This window comes from Silvania confinis (assembly GCF_025564085.1).
Classification (GTDB): domain Bacteria; phylum Pseudomonadota; class Gammaproteobacteria; order Enterobacterales; family Enterobacteriaceae; genus Enterobacter; species Enterobacter confinis.
The window spans coordinates 67,342-82,545 of the sequence record NZ_JAMGZJ010000066.1 but is presented as its reverse complement, the minus strand read 5'-3'; the positions used below and the strand labels follow the sequence as shown (position 1 = coordinate 82,545).

Sequence of the window (15,204 nt, the reverse complement as noted above, 5' to 3'; positions counted from 1 at the left end):
TAAGCCGTAAATAAACAGGCTGGGATACTTCACATGAGCGAAAAATACGTCGTCACCTGGGACATGTTGCAGATTCACGCACGCAAGCTGGCAAGCCGTTTGATGCCATCTGAACAGTGGAAAGGCATCATTGCCGTTAGCCGTGGCGGTCTGGTACCGGGCGCATTACTGGCACGTGAGCTGGGTATTCGTCATGTCGATACCGTGTGCATCTCCAGCTATGACCACGACAACCAGCGTGAGCTGACCGTGCTGAAACGCGCAGAAGGCGACGGTGAAGGTTTCATCGTGATTGATGACCTGGTCGATACCGGCGGCACCGCAGTGGCAATCCGTGAAATGTACCCAAAAGCGCATTTCGTGACCATCTTCGCCAAGCCGGCTGGCCAGCCGCTGGTAGATGATTATGTGATTGATATCCCGCAGGATACCTGGATTGAACAGCCATGGGATATGGGCGTAGTCTTCGTTCCGCCAATCTCAGGTCGCTAATCCTCACATTTTTAACGCCCGGCACTGCCGGGCGTTATTGTTTTTATCCCTGGCGCGTTACAATAGCCCCCTCTGACGTATCTTTAGAGGCAGCGCAATGACCCAGGCGAATCTCAGCGAAGTTCTGTTTAAACCCAAATTCAAACACCCCGAAACCTCGACGCTGGTTCGTCGTTTTAACCCTGGCGTTCAGCCAGCGGTGCAATCCACGCTTGATGGCAAAAACATCCCGCACTGGTACCGCATGGTTAACCGCCTGATGTGGATCTGGCGCGGTATCGATCCGCGTGAAATTCTGGACGTGCAGGCGCGTATCGTGATGAGCGATGCCGGGCGCACCGACGATGACCTGTACGACACGGTGGTGGGCTATCGCGGCGGCAACTGGATTTACGAGTGGGCCACCCAGGCGATGGTCTGGCAGCAAAAAGCCAGCCAGGAGCAGGATCCCCTGTTGAGCGGCCAGCACTGGCTGCATGCCTCCAACCTCTACAGTATTGCGGCCTACCCGCACCTGAAAGGCGACGAACTGGCCGAGCAAGCGCAGGCGCTGGCGAATCGTGCCTATCAGGAAGCCGCCCAGCATTTGCCTGGCCGGATGCGCGAAATCAGCTTTACCATTCCCGGCGGCCCGGCGGTAACCGGCTTCCTGCATATGCCCGAAGGTGAAGGCCCGTTCCCAACGGTGATGATGTGCGGCGGCCTCGATTCCCTGCAAATCGATTATTACAGCCTGTATGAGCGCTACTTCGCGCCGAAGGGGATGGCAATGTTGACCCTCGACATGCCCTCGATTGGCTTCTCGTCGAAGTGGAAACTGACCCAGGATTCCAGCTTGCTCCATCAACATGCCCTGAAAGCGCTGGAACAAAGCCCGTGGGTGGATCACACCCGAGTCGCGGCGTTTGGCTTCCGCTTTGGCGCCAATGTGGCGGTGCGTCTGGCTTATCTGGAGTCATCGCGGCTGAAAGCGGTGGCATGCCTGGGTCCGGTTGTGCATGCATTATTAAGCGACCCGGTCCGCCAGAGCAACGTGCCGGAAATGTACCTCGACGTGCTGGCCAGCCGTCTGGGGATGCACGATGCCTCGGACGAGGCGCTGCGCGTGGAGCTTAACCGTTACTCCCTGAAAACCCAGGGCCTGCTGGGCCGTCGCTGCCCGACACCGATGCTCTCCGGCTTCTGGAAAAACGATCCGTTCAGCCCGGAAGAAGAATCCCGTTTAATCACCTCGTCATCTGTCGATGGCAAACTGCTGGAAGTGCCGTTCAGTCCGGTTTATGAGAATTTTGACAAGGCATTGAAGCAGATTACACGTTGGATCCATCATAGATTGTGTTAGAAGATTGCTAATTTTTGGTGGTTTGGTAAAACAGTGGCTTCACAAAAGGAGATCGCAATGACGTTACCGAGTGGACATCCGAAGAGTAGAATGATCAAGAAGTTTATGGCTCTTGGCCCCTACATCCGTGAAGAACAGTGCGAAGAGACGCGCTTTTTTTTCGATTGCCTGGCCGTTTGCGTTAATGTGAAACCCGCCCCGGAGAGCCGGGAGTTCTGGGGATGGTGGATGGAAATGGAAGCGGAAAAGTCACGCTTCACCTACAGCTATCAGTTTGGCCTGTTCAATAAAGAGGGTCACTGGCAGGCGATGGCGATTAAGGATCCGGAAGTGATGCAGCGCCTTGAGCACACCCTGCGCGAATTCCATCAAAAAGCCCGCGTTCTGCTGGCCGGTTTCGAACTCAAGCTAGAACCCGCTGATGATTTCACCAACCAACCGGTGAAGCTGACAGCGTAACGTTTTGCGCGAGCAACAGACATAAAAAAACCCGGTGTACAGGCACCGGGTTTTTTATTACGTCATCATCAGAACTGGTAGGTCATGCCCACAGCCACGATATCATCGCTGCTTACGCCCAGTGCATTATCGTCATCAATCTGGTTGATTTTATAATCGACGAACGCAGACATGTTTTTGTTGAAATAGTACGTCGCGCCAACATCAATGTATTTCACCAGGTCTTCAGCGCCAACGCCTTCAATATCCTTACCTTTAGACTGGACATAACCCAGGGATGGACGCAGACCAAAGTCAAACTGATATTGCGCAACCACTTCGAAGTTCTGCGCTTTATTGGCGAAGCCACCAGAGATTGGCGTCATATTACGCGTTTCGGTATACATTGCCGCCAGGTAAATATCGTTCGCGTCATATTTCAGACCGGTGCCCCAGGCTTCGGCTTTATCGCCCTGGCCACGTGCCAGCAGGTTCTGGGCATTGGTACGGTCAGAGTTGGTGTACGCACCGCTAATGGCAAAGTCGCTGCCGCCAAAATCATAAGTCAGAGAGGTGCCGACGCCGTCGCCGTTCTGTTTCTTCGCTTCACGACCTTCGTTTTTGCCCTGATACTGCAGGGTCATATCCAGGCCGTCGATGACGCCGAAGAAGTCGGTGTTACGGTAAGTTGCCAGCCCGCTTGAACGTTTGGTCATGAAGTTATCAGTCTGACCAGATGAGTCCCCACCGAATTCCGGGAACATATCGGTCCAGGCTTCAACGTCGTACAACGCGCCGAGGTTACGGCCGTAGTCGAATGAACCGAAGTCCTTCAGCTTAATACCGGCAAAGGCCAGACGGGTTTTCTGCGTTGCATCGCTTTCGGCTTTGTTGCCGGAGAATTCTGCTTCCCAGCGACCATAACCGGTCAGCTGATCGTTAATCTGAGTTTCGCCTTTAAAGCCGAAACGCACATAAGTCTGGTCGCCATCTTTGGCGTTGTCATCACTGAGATAATGCATTGCTTTCACTTTACCGTACACGTCCAGCTTATTTCCGTTCTTATTAAAAACTTCAGCTGCATGTACAGATGCGGAAGAAACGACGCCCATTACCATCAATGCCAGAAGACTCTTTTTCATTTTCAATCCTGATATTTAAATACGCGCTAAAATTCGCTGAACAGTAAGCTCATGCTTGTGTTCCGTGAAAAAACAGGAAGGGTTGTAACTTTTTGCAATGAAAGTTTTATGACAATCTCAGAATAATTTTAAATATCTGTGTTTATTTATTTCAGTAATAAAATTGTCATTTTCTGCCGCTACGCTTGCTGATCCCGCGCAACAAAGTGTTTCGCTTTTTGCGAAGGCGGTTGGCAACGGGGCCCAGTCCTGATAAAAAGTCTGATTGATATCATTTCCCTATAGTTAAACGGCAGAGAATCATGAGTGACAGCCAGACGCTGGTGGTAAAACTCGGTACCAGTGTGTTAACAGGCGGATCGCGCCGCCTTAATCGCGCCCACATTGTCGAGCTGGTGCGCCAGTGCGCACAGCTTCATGCCGCAGGGCATCGTATTGTGATTGTCACCTCCGGGGCGATTGCCGCCGGACGTGAACACCTGGGTTACCCCGAACTCCCGGCCACCATCGCCTCCAAGCAGCTGCTGGCTGCCGTCGGTCAAAGCCGCCTGATTCAACTCTGGGAACAAATGTTCTCCATCTACGGCATCCATGTCGGGCAGATGCTGCTGACCCGTGCCGATATGGAAGACCGCGAGCGCTTCCTCAACGCCCGCGATACCCTGCGCGCGCTGCTGGATAACAACATCGTTCCGGTCATTAACGAGAACGATGCGGTCGCCACCGCAGAAATTAAAGTCGGCGATAACGACAACCTCTCGGCGCTGGCCGCGATCCTGGCAGGTGCCGATAAACTGCTGCTGCTGACCGATCAGCAAGGGCTGTTTACCGCCGATCCGCGCACCAACCCGCAGGCTGAACTTATTCAGGATGTCCGCGGCATCGACGATGCCCTGCGCGCCATTGCGGGCGACAGCGTCTCCGGCCTGGGCACCGGCGGGATGGGCACCAAACTGCAGGCCGCCGACGTCGCCTGTCGTGCCGGGATCGACACCATCATTGCCGCCGGCAGCCGTCCGGGCGTGATTGGCGACGTGATGGAAGGCATTTCGGTCGGCACGCGTTTCCATGCCGAAGCCACCCCGCTGGAAAACCGCAAACGCTGGATCTTCGGCGCACCGCCTGCGGGCGAGATCACCGTTGATGCAGGCGCCACCGCCGCCATTCTGGAAAGAGGCAGTTCATTGCTTCCAAAAGGGATTAAAAACGTGACAGGCAACTTCTCACGTGGTGAAGTGATCCGCATCTGCAGCCTGGAAGGGCGCGACATTGCCCACGGCGTTTGCCGCTACAACAGCGACGCGCTGCGCCGCATTGCCGGCCACCATTCGCAGCAGATCGACGCCATTCTCGGCTACGAGTATGGCCCGGTTGCCGTCCATCGCGACGATATGATTATTCGCTAAAGGAGCCAGAAAATGCTGGAACAAATGGGCGCAGCCGCCAAAGCCGCCTCGTACAAACTGGCGCTCCTGTCTAGCCGCGAGAAAAACCGCGTGCTGGAGAAAATCGCAGAGTATTTAGAAGCACAATCCGCTGAGATTTTGCGGGCTAACGAGCAAGATTTAGCCGAAGCGCGTGAAAACGGCCTGAGTGAAGCCATGCTCGACCGCCTGGCGCTGAACCCGGCGCGTCTGAAAAGCATCGCCGACGACGTGCGCCAGGTGTGCAATCTTGCCGACCCGGTAGGACAGGTGATCGACGGCGGACTGCTGGACAGCGGCCTGCGCATTGAACGTCGCCGCGTGCCGCTTGGGGTGATCGGCGTTATCTATGAAGCGCGTCCGAACGTGACTGTTGATGTGGCCTCGCTGTGCCTGAAAACCGGCAACGCCGCCATTTTGCGCGGTGGGAAAGAGACCTGGCGCACCAACGCCGCCACGGTAAAAGTGATCCAGCAGGCGCTGGAAGAGTGCGGCCTGCCAGCGGGTGCCATTCAGGCGATTGAAAACCCGGATCGTGCGCTGGTCAACGAAATGCTGCACATGGACAAATACATCGACATGCTGATCCCGCGCGGTGGCGCAGGGCTGCACAAGCTGTGCCGCGAGCAGTCGACGATCCCGGTGATCACCGGCGGTATCGGCGTATGCCATATTTTCGTTGATGACAGCATCGAGTTCGAACAGGCCCTCAAGATCATCGTCAACGCCAAAGCCCAGCGTCCAAGCGCCTGCAACTCGGTGGAAACGTTGCTGGTCCATCAGCGCATTGCAGAGACTTTCCTGCCGGCATTGAGCAAGCAGATGGCGCAAAGCGGTGTGACGTTACACGCTGACGACAATGCCCTGACGCAGCTGCAGTCTGGCCCGGCAAGCGTTATGCCCGTCAAAGCAGAACAGTACAACGACGAGTACCTGTCGCTGGATCTGAACGTGAAGGTCGTCAGCGGACTGGACGACGCGATCGCCCATATCCGCGAGCACGGTACCCAGCACTCGGATGCGATCCTCACCCGTACGCTGAGCAACGCGAACCGTTTCGTGAACGAAGTGGATTCTTCTGCCGTTTACGTGAACGCCTCGACCCGCTTCACCGACGGCGGCCAGTTTGGCCTCGGCGCAGAAGTGGCGGTCAGCACCCAGAAGCTGCACGCGCGCGGCCCGATGGGGCTGGAAGCGCTGACCACTTACAAGTGGGTCGGCTTCGGTGAAGATACGATTCGTGCGTAAATGAAAAAGGGGTGATGCTAATTTAGGCAATTGATTCATAAGGCCATTGACGCATCACCCACTTAGTTTTAACCTTTTGCCCCGTGGTTACACTCGTAACCGGCCTCTCAGGGCCGATATAGCTCAGTTGGTAGAGCAGCGCATTCGTAATGCGAAGGTCGTAGGTTCGACTCCTATTATCGGCACCAGTATCCACGCGGCTTCACGCGATATTCACCAAATCAGCAAACGCCCCTTGTGCCATATTTGTGCCATTTCCTGCCAGAAATGAGTCAATTTGCATGGCATGCTGCGTCAGGTGATTAGGTGCCAGGTGCGCATACCGTTGCACCATTTCAATGCTCTCCCACCCTCCCATTTCCTGTAATGCAGATAACGGCACTCCGGACTGAACAAGCCAACTCGCCCATGTATGCCGTAAATCATGGAAACGGAAATTCTCTATCCCAGCGCGCCTTAACGCAGCCCTCCACGCCGTGTTAGCATCACTCCTCATCTTCCTGACTTCCTTTGTTCTGGTTCCATCAGGGCGAACGGATGATTCAGTGTGAACGAATACCCAACGGTTATGCTTGCCTACCTGATCGCGTAACACCTTGCATGCAGAATCATTAAGGGCGACCCCAATCGCCCTTCCTGCTTTTGCATCCTCAGGGTGTATCCACGCAACCTTCCTTTGCATGTCTATCTGCGACCACTCCAGATCCGTTATGTTGGACCGCCGCAACCCCGTTGCCAGAGCAAAGACAACAACCGGTTTAAAGTGTGCGGGCATCTCCCTGATAAGAGATTGGGCCTCTTCCCTTGTCAGCCACCGGATACGCTTATTCTTCGGAACCGGACATTTAATATTTGGCGCTTTGGCGATCCATCTCCATTCATTTGCCGCACAGCGTAACAGAGCCCTGATAAACGCAAGGTGTGTCGTTCTGGTTGCCTGCGCCGCCGGCTTATCCTTAAACTCAGGCACCGGTTTCCCTGTGCGCAGGAAACTATCTCGCCTGGCCTCCCAGTTCATTCGGTGCTTTCTGTTTACCATCCCACTCGCTGCTGAAAGAATTCTGTCCTCAGTGATGGCCGATAGATCCATACCCCTGAAGTGCATGAGCCAGAATCCTATCCGGCTTTTGTCATCATCCAGGCTTTTCTTATGCTGCTTCTCGTTGAGCCAGCGCAAGCATGCTTCGTCAAAAGTGTGCGCCTTGTACTCCCCCATCTTATCGACACGCCAGGCTTCAGCTTTTAACTGGTCATGGAGCTCCTGTGCTTGCCTTTTGTCCGTTGTGCCAAGAGACCGTCTAATTCGGCTCCCACCAGGCGTAACGAAGTCGCAGTGCCACGTACCGGCACGTTGCTTGATTGACATGCTTTATCCTCCTGCACATCAACCGCATTCACCGGCTGATTGTGGATCGGGTTCTTCAGGGCTGCAATGCAATCCGTCAGACAGATGAGATAGGGGCTTTTCTTTTTGGCGGGGTTCTTGCGGGTGGCGGCCAGCCTTCCTGACTTAATCCATTCCGCGACAGTGCCCTCGCTGACCCGCAGGAAGTCCGCCGCTTCATCGCGGGTGAATATCTTTTCTTCCATCGGTTTTCTCCAGGCAAAAAGAAGCCCGGACGAACCGGGCGAAAGGGGGATAACGTGGCAGTGCATTCGCACCCAATAGCCGACTCGATGGAACCGGCTAACATCGTTAATCTTTATGGCCGCAACAAAGACGGCGACATAGTCAACAATATGCGCACGTCCATAAACATGCTGGCCAATGGATCAACAACAAATTTCAACCGGCTTATGCAAAACGTACCGGCCGACATGAGGCAGTACGTTGCCGCTTCAGCTATCTCTAAGGCATTCACTGGCAAGGGCACTACTCCAGGCGTGGCAATATCTCCAACACAGTATGCAAACTGGTATCGTGGGATGATGAGAAACGCAGAGTCTCGCAGAGCATTGGCAAAAAACCTTTCTCCTGGAGGAATGAAGGCGCTGAGGAATATGTATGTGTTCAATGACGGGATTTCAAAGGCGCTTAAGTCAGATATTACTACCGGCCGGATTACATCTATCAAGGAGGCTTTTGACGATGCCAGTCGGTTAGGTGATGCCATCGTCAACAGAACGGCAAAAAGCGTTCTCGGCAGGGTTCCGTTCGTTGGTGAGCCAATCGGCAATATGATTACCGCCGCTAATTCCACTTCCAAACGAATGGAGGTGGCCACGGATCTGATCGCCTCACCAGAGTTTCGTGACTTAGCGCGGCAGCAGGCGGTGTGGAACAATGCTTCCGCAAGGCAAGTGAAGGCAGCAGAAGCAGCATTAAAGAAGTCAGATCGCTATAAGCGTTGGGCGTCGACACTTGACCCGCTTGAGAGAAAGCAAATTTACACCAACGGTGTTGTTAACTTCCTCAAGGCGAAAGAGCAGGCCGAAGCCACAGGTGACTAAGTGACAGCCATGGACGGCTAACACTCGCTCGCCACCTTGCCAACCATGGCCTTAACTGAATCAAAGTCGCCAAAACCACTTATCACTTTTGTCATTTTCACAATGCCGTTTTTACCAATATTCCAAGTTTCTACCACTTGTCCATTTTCATTATTACTGAGACCTATAATGGTGTTTGGCAGGATTTGTCCATATGACAAACCTCCAGCATCACTGCCAGAATATGTTATGGATGCCTTATCACCATCTGCAGAGATCCTGAATGTTCCGCTAAAACCATCCTTCTCGAAATTATAGTCACCATGAGAAGCGGAGTTTACGCCTTTCATATCTTTGACCACCCAGCACTCAGCACTAGCAGAGGCTGCCGATAAAAAAAATGCGAGAAACATTAGAGATCTCATTTTACATCCTTATTTATTGGATTTTCTTTTTGCAAGGGAAAGCCTGACCCACTGCAAGAAATGTTAAAACTAAGGCAGCTTCATTTCTTGTCTCTGGATTCTTCTCAAGATACTTCTGCACTATATCAGTGTATTGTGCCATATCAACACCGGGACTAGGGCATAGGGAACCAATCATAACTAACGAATCAGTGACTCCTCGAATGTATCCGGTTGTATAAAATGAAGCAAAGTCGTTCCCAGCCTTACCCTCTTTGATGTTGTGGAGAAGATCATTCCCTGTTTGTAACTCACGCATTTCAGCGCCGCAGGAAGATGCGAAAAGCGAGAGAGCAAAAAATGCCGCCTTCTTCATTATTTATCCTTGCTGTACATGCTCTTAAGAGTCTCGAATACCATCTTCTTCACCACATCTGACTGCTGATCAGCAAGGCGCTCTGCCTCATCACGATATCGGCACCATAAAATTCGATGACTTACAGATAACTCTCTTCAATTTAACTCACTGATTTTTCTCTGACGTACTTATCCGGCTAACAATCCTTTTGGCTTTGAATTGGACCAATTATCTTTTTGTATCGCAAAATTTGAGCAGTTACGTCCCTTTTAAAATGTTCTCAAAATCAGCACTGCTTATATCCGGTGTAGAGCACAACATATCCCTCGCCAATGCCCGGCGACGCTGAAGGAGTTCGTCTAGCGTTTCTTCAAACGTGGTGATTTCAGAGTCCATTACCGTCGGATAATAGACATACACATCCTTTGTCTGGCCGATACGGTAAGCGCGGTCAGTTGCCTGATCTTCTTTTGCCGGATTCCAGCAGCGGGTGAAATGAATAACATGGTTAGCTTTCTGGACGTTAACCCCGAAACCCACTGCTACTGTGGAGAGAATAATCACGCTAAAGCCGGGTTGGGCTTGGAAATCATCAATCAATCGCTGACGGCTGTTCTGGCTCTGACTTTTAGTACTGGTGTCGCCATTGATGATCACCGGGCGGAAACCGAATCGCTGCTGGACAGCATGCTGGATTTCTCGCTGGAGATCGCGCAGCTCAGTAAAGATAATCACCTTGTCTTTACGGGTGTGTTTAATTTCATCCAGCGTTTTGAGCATCCAATTCAGTTTTGGCGAGCTTTCACGATAGCGAGGCTCTGGATTAACAACTGCCGGATGTGCACAAATGAGTTTAAGACGATGTAATAACCCCAACATCCCCGTACCAGCCTGCTGCATGCCCTCGCTGATTGCCTGTTGTTGTTGCCAGTTAGCGATTGAAGAAAGGTAAAGTTGCTTTTGAGGGGCAGAAAGCGGCAGTTGCTTGCAGCTGACGACTTCGATTTTTTGCGGCAAATCACGCGCAACCTCTTCTTTAGTTCGGCGTAATGTCTGTGGCTCAATCAACGCTCGTAAACTTTCAAGCCGCCCTGTATCACGACCCGCTTCGTTCTCAATGGGGCGAACATAATGTTTGCCAAACTCATTAAGAGCCCCTAACAGACCCGGCTGAGCGAAATCAAAGAGGCTCCAGAGGTCTACAAGCGTGTTTTCGACAGGCGTGCCGGTGCATGCGACTTTAAACCTGGCTTGTATTGCATTGGCGGCATGCGTAATTAATGCTGCCGGGTTCTTTATTTTTTGTGCCTCGTCGCACACCATAATGGACCATGGCTGGCGTGCCAGTGAGAACTCCTGATCGCGAAGCGTTTCGTAGGTTGTCAGAATGATTTTCGCCTTACCCTGCCAGCCAGGTTTTAGCAAATTTTTGATCCCCTGAGACAGTAGATCAGCAGGAATAGCCTGTTTCGGGTATTTCACCGCTTTGATGGTATCGCCATACAATTTCATCACCGAAATCCCGGCGGTGTAGAAGAAATTTTCCAACTCACGTTCCCAGTTATCCAAAAGAGAAACGGGAGCAACGATGAGACTTGGTGGCTCATCAGGGAATTTTTCAATGAACCAGACCAGGAAGCTCAGGATCTGCAGCGTTTTCCCCAGCCCCATATCATCCGCTAACAGGCAACCTGCTGTTTCTTGAGGTGAGCGGAGGAAAAGCTGCTGAAGCCAGGCCACGCCTTCACGCTGATGGTCTTTGAGTCGGATGTGCTCTTTCAGACTTAGCGGAATTTCAGGTTCAGCATGTCGAGCATTGATGAGTGAATCTCGGCGCTGTTTGATATAAGCAGCTTCCTCAATGTTTTGTTCAATTTTGAGTACAGCTCGGACTGCTTTATCAACAGCATTGCCCTCAGATTCAGTTGCTGTGTTCTGCTGTTTTTCCCAGTTCTTACTGAAGGTTTTAGCGGCATCCAGCGGTAATTCAGTCTCATTCCAGGGTGAGATAATATGTGTTTCGCCAGTCCCTTCGGCCTGGGTTATTTTCTCCTGCAGTTCATTGAAATGATGCAGGTTTTCAGGTTCCCAGCCCGTTAGTGTCTCCTCCGAAAATGCGGAGAAGTCGATATCATCAGGGAGCCAGTTTTCACTATCTGCTTTGGTCAGCCAGGGAGACGATATTTTTTCGAACTCACCAATGCCAATGACGCGATCGCCGTATTTACCGAGATCCAGTACATCGCTAAATTCTTTACCCTCGACTTCCTGTTGCCAGCGCGACAACAGCGATTGGCAATCATGCCATTGCTGTTCAGTAAATTGGCTTAGTTCCAGCTCGTATCCCTGCCAGGAACCCGCTGGCATGTGCGCGGCAACGCTGATCCCTAAGGCCTGAACAAAATTATCCATTTCCCACGGGGCAGAGAAAAGAAAAGTCACTTCCGGTTGCGGTACAGGAGAGACAGGCTCCAGTACCAGCGTAATACTCTCTATCTTATTCTCATCATTGATTTGGGGTTGAAGCCTGAAGTGATGAAAGAAAATATGGGCATCAAACAGTGCCTGTTCGTGTTCCTCAGGGGCAATAACACTGGCGGCATCTTCACCCAGGAAAGTAAAGGGGTTGCGAACAAAGGATAGAGCTTCACTGCCGGCCACCCGGCGGCCTGGGATTGCGTGTATTGAATTTAGGACGTCTTTCACTTCGGGAGGGATGATGACATGGCTGAGTTCGCCGTTCTCTCCGGGAATACGGTAGCTATCGTGAACCTGTGAGTTTTTGTCAAAACTGCCGAGCCAGTTAGCGGGCTGGTCTTCGAAGTGGGGCTCAATCTCGATAACGGCGGTATCAGCAACCGTTGCCTTACGCAGGCGTAATGACAATGAGGTTGGTTTGATAACATGCGTTTTTTCTAAGTAGTCATCAAATTTTGCGTCGGCTTGCTTCGCACATTTGCGAACAGCGGCCCATCCCAGCTGGTTAGTGGTTTCGCCAGGCGTCTGAATTTGCTGGGTACTAAGCTGCTCTATTGCCTGTAAGAGTGCCCAGTTTTCCCGCGAAAACAGGTACTGCTGATTTTCATAAGTAAAAATAGCGCCGGTACGATTGAAACGAATCGACTGGCGGGCAGGAACCGAAGTCCACTCCGCAATCCAGACACGAAAATCACTATCGCTTAATGCCCCACGCGAACTCAGGCTTGCACGTAATGGTAATACCCCTGGGACGCCAATAAGAGGCAGACTGCTGGAATGTTCCTCGTCTTGCAGTAGTCGATACAAGGCATCCCAGCTCAACAACCATCGGTCTGTTAGTGATATCAGATAGTCTTCTTCGGCTAGTTGCTCAAGCCAGGATGCCAGAGCCCAAAGCTCTGAGTCATCAACCAACGATTGCGGAAAACTGAGCCCATTGTCCTCAATCACGTACTGATTCTTCAGATGGCGTTCTATCTGCTGACGGTTTCCCGTCAGTTTACTTAACAGACGTTTCAGCATTATTTGATCCAGTAGCGATGTGGTTCTTTAGTCACAGGGGTGAAACCGAGTCGAAGCAACTCTCTTTCTGTTGTGTCGTCCGGGGATTTGAGCTGAACGGACAGGACTCCACCTTTTTGTCGATTATCGCTGACGATGCATGCGGTATTTTCAACCAGGCGCTGTATTGCTGTATCCCGCAATGGATTGATGATTTTGATGTCAGATACCGAGGCGGTCGAGGGCGCTTTTTTATCTATAAATTTGACAGGCTCTTCAGCCATCCAGCGGATACCCAGCTGACGCAGTTCATCGTCATATTTCAGCATCCAGCCGGTGATCCGGGTCTTGTTGTACCCTTCGGCTCTTGGGGTATGTGGAAGACGAAGAACATTACGGTATTTGTCTTTTAATTGGATATTTATATCCAATGTGTGTGACTCCGGGTTAAATGGAGCCTGACCCACTCGATAGGCATACATCGCGTTTCCCGTCCCGGAAAATTCAACGAAGATATAATCGTTAATCTGCATGATCATAGCGTTATCGAAACTACGCCCACCGCGCAGATGACTCAGCCTCCCACGATTCTCCTCGCGGAATTTCACAAAGTCGCTGCCACGATCGTGGCAGGCATCCGGTCCCATCACGATGCGGGTGAAGCCCATCTGGTTCGCGAAGCGCAGCCAGTAGTGCAGTCGCGCCTGGTCAACATCGCCGTTTCCGCGAAGCAGTTCAAAGAAGTGCATCAGATCTTGTTTGGCCAGCCAGCCCCGTACCATCGCTGCGACGGGTTCAGAAACATATTGATGCCACTTATTCTGTTGGCTTTTCAGCTGCGGGTTATCCCAATATTCCAGTGCCGCCTGTTTCAGGGCGGAATGCACCTGATCGCGATAGATAGAATGGTAATAGCGGGTCAGCGTCGCCGTCATAATGTCATCACGAAAACGCACCCACTGCGCCGCCAGGCCTAATAGCCAACTGATTTTATCCAGATAGTGAGGATCGTCCAGAGTATCAAGCTGCGCCAGCAATACGGTGAAAATACGTTTCCACAACCAGCTGCTGTCTGGGATTTGCGCTATTTTTTCTAATGATGATAAAGCATTGCTCTCACCCGAAAGCAGCTGTTGGGATATCACACCACCAGCCTGAGGCGTAAAAATGTCGTGATAAAACTCAATGGTTTTCATCCACGACTTTTCTCTGCGGATAGCGGCTTTTACCACGGGGTATCCCCTGGCGATATGCCCACGCAGTACACACCAGTGCGGGTTTGTTTCTGGCGATTCGTGTTTGTAGGCAAAATAACTTGAACAGAGTGCTGCCCAGTCCTTGCGCTTCAGTGCCTTGGATTCAATCTGTTTTTTTATAGCACTGTCTACATGGGGGAAGAATATATCATCCTCCAGTAATACCGGCCGGTCGGGGTAGAGCGGATCTGTATCGGCGAGGCCATAAAACACCATCCGCCACTCTCGTTCAGTCAGTTCTTCTGCAAGACGAAAGCGACGCAGGGCTGCCAGCCGCATCTCTTGAGGCGGTGGGGGGATTTTCTCTGCTTTATCAAGCCGCTTTTCCATGTCGAGACCCGCAGAGGTCAGCGCATGAAAATCATTACGCAGGAAATTATCATCCTGCTGGCTGGAGGACAGTTTAGCCGCTATGCGTTGTGCAAGAGAACTCAGTGCGGGTGTCATTGCGGCATTACCAGTTGGCATACTTCTTTATTAACGACCGGAGGGAAATCCACCTCTTCGGCCCCATCACGTTTATCCTTAAGCCCAAAGAACTGCATACGCAACTCAACGCGACGACTGGCTTCTTTGCTCTCTTTTGCATTATTAAACGAGACACCACCAGCAAGGAAAAGCTTACGAATTTGGATCTGCTGCTCTGCAGAAATGCTGTTTTGCAGAGGACTGCGGCTATCGAGCAAACTGCACATCACCCACTCAGAGCGCTGCAGCGAGAGATGTAAGTTGTAAAGGTACGAACCATCAGTGTCAGTAAAACCTTCAATGACGATTTGTTTGAACCACTTTTTGCCTTCTTCACTGTCGGATGCTTCCAGCACCAGAGGTACGACATCCTGCAATGCTTTTTGCCCTTCGGCATTCAGGAAAAATCGGTTGTGATCGAAACGACCTGCCTCGCCAAAGCTGATACGGTTATCGTGGCAATCCACCACGATAGTTTTATTCACACTGCGGGCATGCAGCTCCAGGCGCTCACACAATCGGGAGATATCCTGTCCCCTGACCTTTTCCCCTTGCTCTGCGCGTTGGATACGCTGCGTTACTGAACTCAGTGACGCCACCATGACGACTAAAAATAGCACCATCATGGCGGTCATCAGATCGGCATAGGAGATCCAAAAGGGTTTTTCTGCTTCATCGCCACGGCGTTTTCTAACACCAAATGCGTTTCCAAACATTAGCTG

The 15,204-nt window shown here is 51.8% G+C and carries 14 protein-coding genes, 1 tRNA gene and 1 pseudogene; 7 read left to right on the top strand and 9 right to left on the bottom strand.

What is annotated here, in order from left to right; translation table 11 throughout:
• Window positions 1-33: 33 nt before the first annotated feature.
• From gpt to crl, 3 genes are all read left to right on the top strand, one after another.
• Window positions 34-492 (top strand): xanthine phosphoribosyltransferase, encoded by a 459-nt coding sequence (gene gpt, locus M8013_RS03485; protein ID WP_271266444.1) that lies wholly within the window; start codon window positions 34-36, stop codon window positions 490-492.
• 97 nt (window positions 493-589) lie between these two features.
• Window positions 590-1,834 carry an esterase FrsA gene (frsA, locus tag M8013_RS03480; protein ID WP_271266443.1) on the top strand — a complete coding sequence of 415 codons (1,245 nt, stop codon included), beginning with the start codon at window positions 590-592 and terminating at the stop codon, window positions 1,832-1,834.
• Window positions 1,835-1,891: 57 nt separating this feature from the next.
• A complete protein-coding gene (gene crl / locus M8013_RS03475; protein ID WP_271266442.1) occupies window positions 1,892-2,293 on the top strand; it encodes a sigma factor-binding protein Crl in 402 nt (133 codons plus the stop codon).
• 68 nt (window positions 2,294-2,361) lie between these two features.
• Here the strand turns inward: crl and phoE are convergent, their stop codons facing one another.
• A complete protein-coding gene (gene phoE / locus M8013_RS03470) occupies window positions 2,362-3,414 on the bottom strand; it encodes a phosphoporin PhoE (protein ID WP_271266441.1) in 1,053 nt (350 codons plus the stop codon).
• 302 nt (window positions 3,415-3,716) lie between these two features.
• On the opposite strand from phoE, the gene proB reads away from it, so the two are divergent.
• From proB to M8013_RS03455, 3 genes are all read left to right on the top strand, one after another.
• Entirely contained in the window at window positions 3,717-4,820 is a 1,104-nt protein-coding gene (gene proB, locus M8013_RS03465; RefSeq protein ID WP_271266440.1) for a glutamate 5-kinase, read from the top strand.
• Window positions 4,821-4,832: 12 nt separating this feature from the next.
• Window positions 4,833-6,086 carry a glutamate-5-semialdehyde dehydrogenase gene (proA, locus tag M8013_RS03460; protein WP_271266439.1) on the top strand — a complete coding sequence of 418 codons (1,254 nt, stop codon included), beginning with the start codon at window positions 4,833-4,835 and terminating at the stop codon, window positions 6,084-6,086.
• Between the two features lie 112 nt (window positions 6,087-6,198).
• Window positions 6,199-6,274, top strand: a tRNA-Thr gene (locus tag M8013_RS03455).
• 14 nt (window positions 6,275-6,288) lie between these two features.
• Here the strand turns inward: M8013_RS03455 and M8013_RS03450 are convergent.
• Window positions 6,289-7,446, bottom strand: coding sequence for a site-specific integrase (locus tag M8013_RS03450; protein WP_271266479.1), 1,158 nt, complete (start codon window positions 7,444-7,446; stop codon window positions 6,289-6,291).
• Window positions 7,329-7,676 (bottom strand): helix-turn-helix domain-containing protein, encoded by a 348-nt coding sequence (locus M8013_RS23540; RefSeq protein ID WP_057056241.1) that lies wholly within the window; start codon window positions 7,674-7,676, stop codon window positions 7,329-7,331. The genes M8013_RS03450 and M8013_RS23540 overlap by 118 nt, the downstream gene beginning before the upstream one ends.
• A gap of 54 nt (window positions 7,677-7,730) precedes the next feature.
• Here M8013_RS23540 and M8013_RS03440 point away from each other — a divergent pair, with 54 nt between their 5' ends.
• Window positions 7,731-8,537: a hypothetical protein gene (locus tag M8013_RS03440; RefSeq protein ID WP_271266438.1), complete on the top strand. Its 807-nt coding sequence runs from the start codon at window positions 7,731-7,733 to the stop codon at window positions 8,535-8,537.
• Between the two features lie 17 nt (window positions 8,538-8,554).
• Here M8013_RS03440 and M8013_RS03435 read toward each other — a convergent pair whose 3' ends face one another.
• The 6 genes and pseudogenes from M8013_RS03435 to zorB1 all read right to left on the bottom strand — a co-directional run bounded on the left by M8013_RS03435 (window position 8,555) and on the right by zorB1 (window position 15,198).
• On the bottom strand, window positions 8,555-8,929 hold the full coding sequence (locus tag M8013_RS03435) for a hypothetical protein (RefSeq protein WP_271266437.1): 375 nt from the start codon (window positions 8,927-8,929) through the stop codon (window positions 8,555-8,557).
• 25 nt (window positions 8,930-8,954) lie between these two features.
• Window positions 8,955-9,296: a Rap1a/Tai family immunity protein gene (locus M8013_RS03430; protein ID WP_271266436.1), complete on the bottom strand. Its 342-nt coding sequence runs from the start codon at window positions 9,294-9,296 to the stop codon at window positions 8,955-8,957.
• Window positions 9,296-9,394 (bottom strand): annotated as a pseudogene (locus M8013_RS03425) (Arc family DNA-binding protein); the annotation flags it as partial. The pseudogene M8013_RS03425 and the gene M8013_RS03430, both read right to left, overlap by 1 nt.
• Before the next feature lie 142 nt (window positions 9,395-9,536).
• A complete protein-coding gene (zorD, locus tag M8013_RS03420) occupies window positions 9,537-12,779 on the bottom strand; it encodes a type I Zorya anti-phage system protein ZorD (protein ID WP_271266435.1) in 3,243 nt (1,080 codons plus the stop codon).
• Window positions 12,779-14,461, bottom strand: a complete 1,683-nt coding sequence (zorC, locus tag M8013_RS03415; RefSeq protein ID WP_271266434.1) for a type I Zorya anti-phage system protein ZorC — start codon at window positions 14,459-14,461, stop codon at window positions 12,779-12,781. Before zorC ends, zorD begins: the two co-directional genes overlap by 1 nt.
• The gene (gene zorB1 / locus M8013_RS03410; protein ID WP_271266433.1) at window positions 14,458-15,198 is read right to left on the bottom strand and encodes a type I Zorya anti-phage system protein ZorB1; all 741 of its coding nucleotides are present in this window, start codon (window positions 15,196-15,198) and stop codon (window positions 14,458-14,460) included. The genes zorC and zorB1 overlap by 4 nt, the downstream gene beginning before the upstream one ends.
• Window positions 15,199-15,204: the final 6 nt, after the last annotated feature.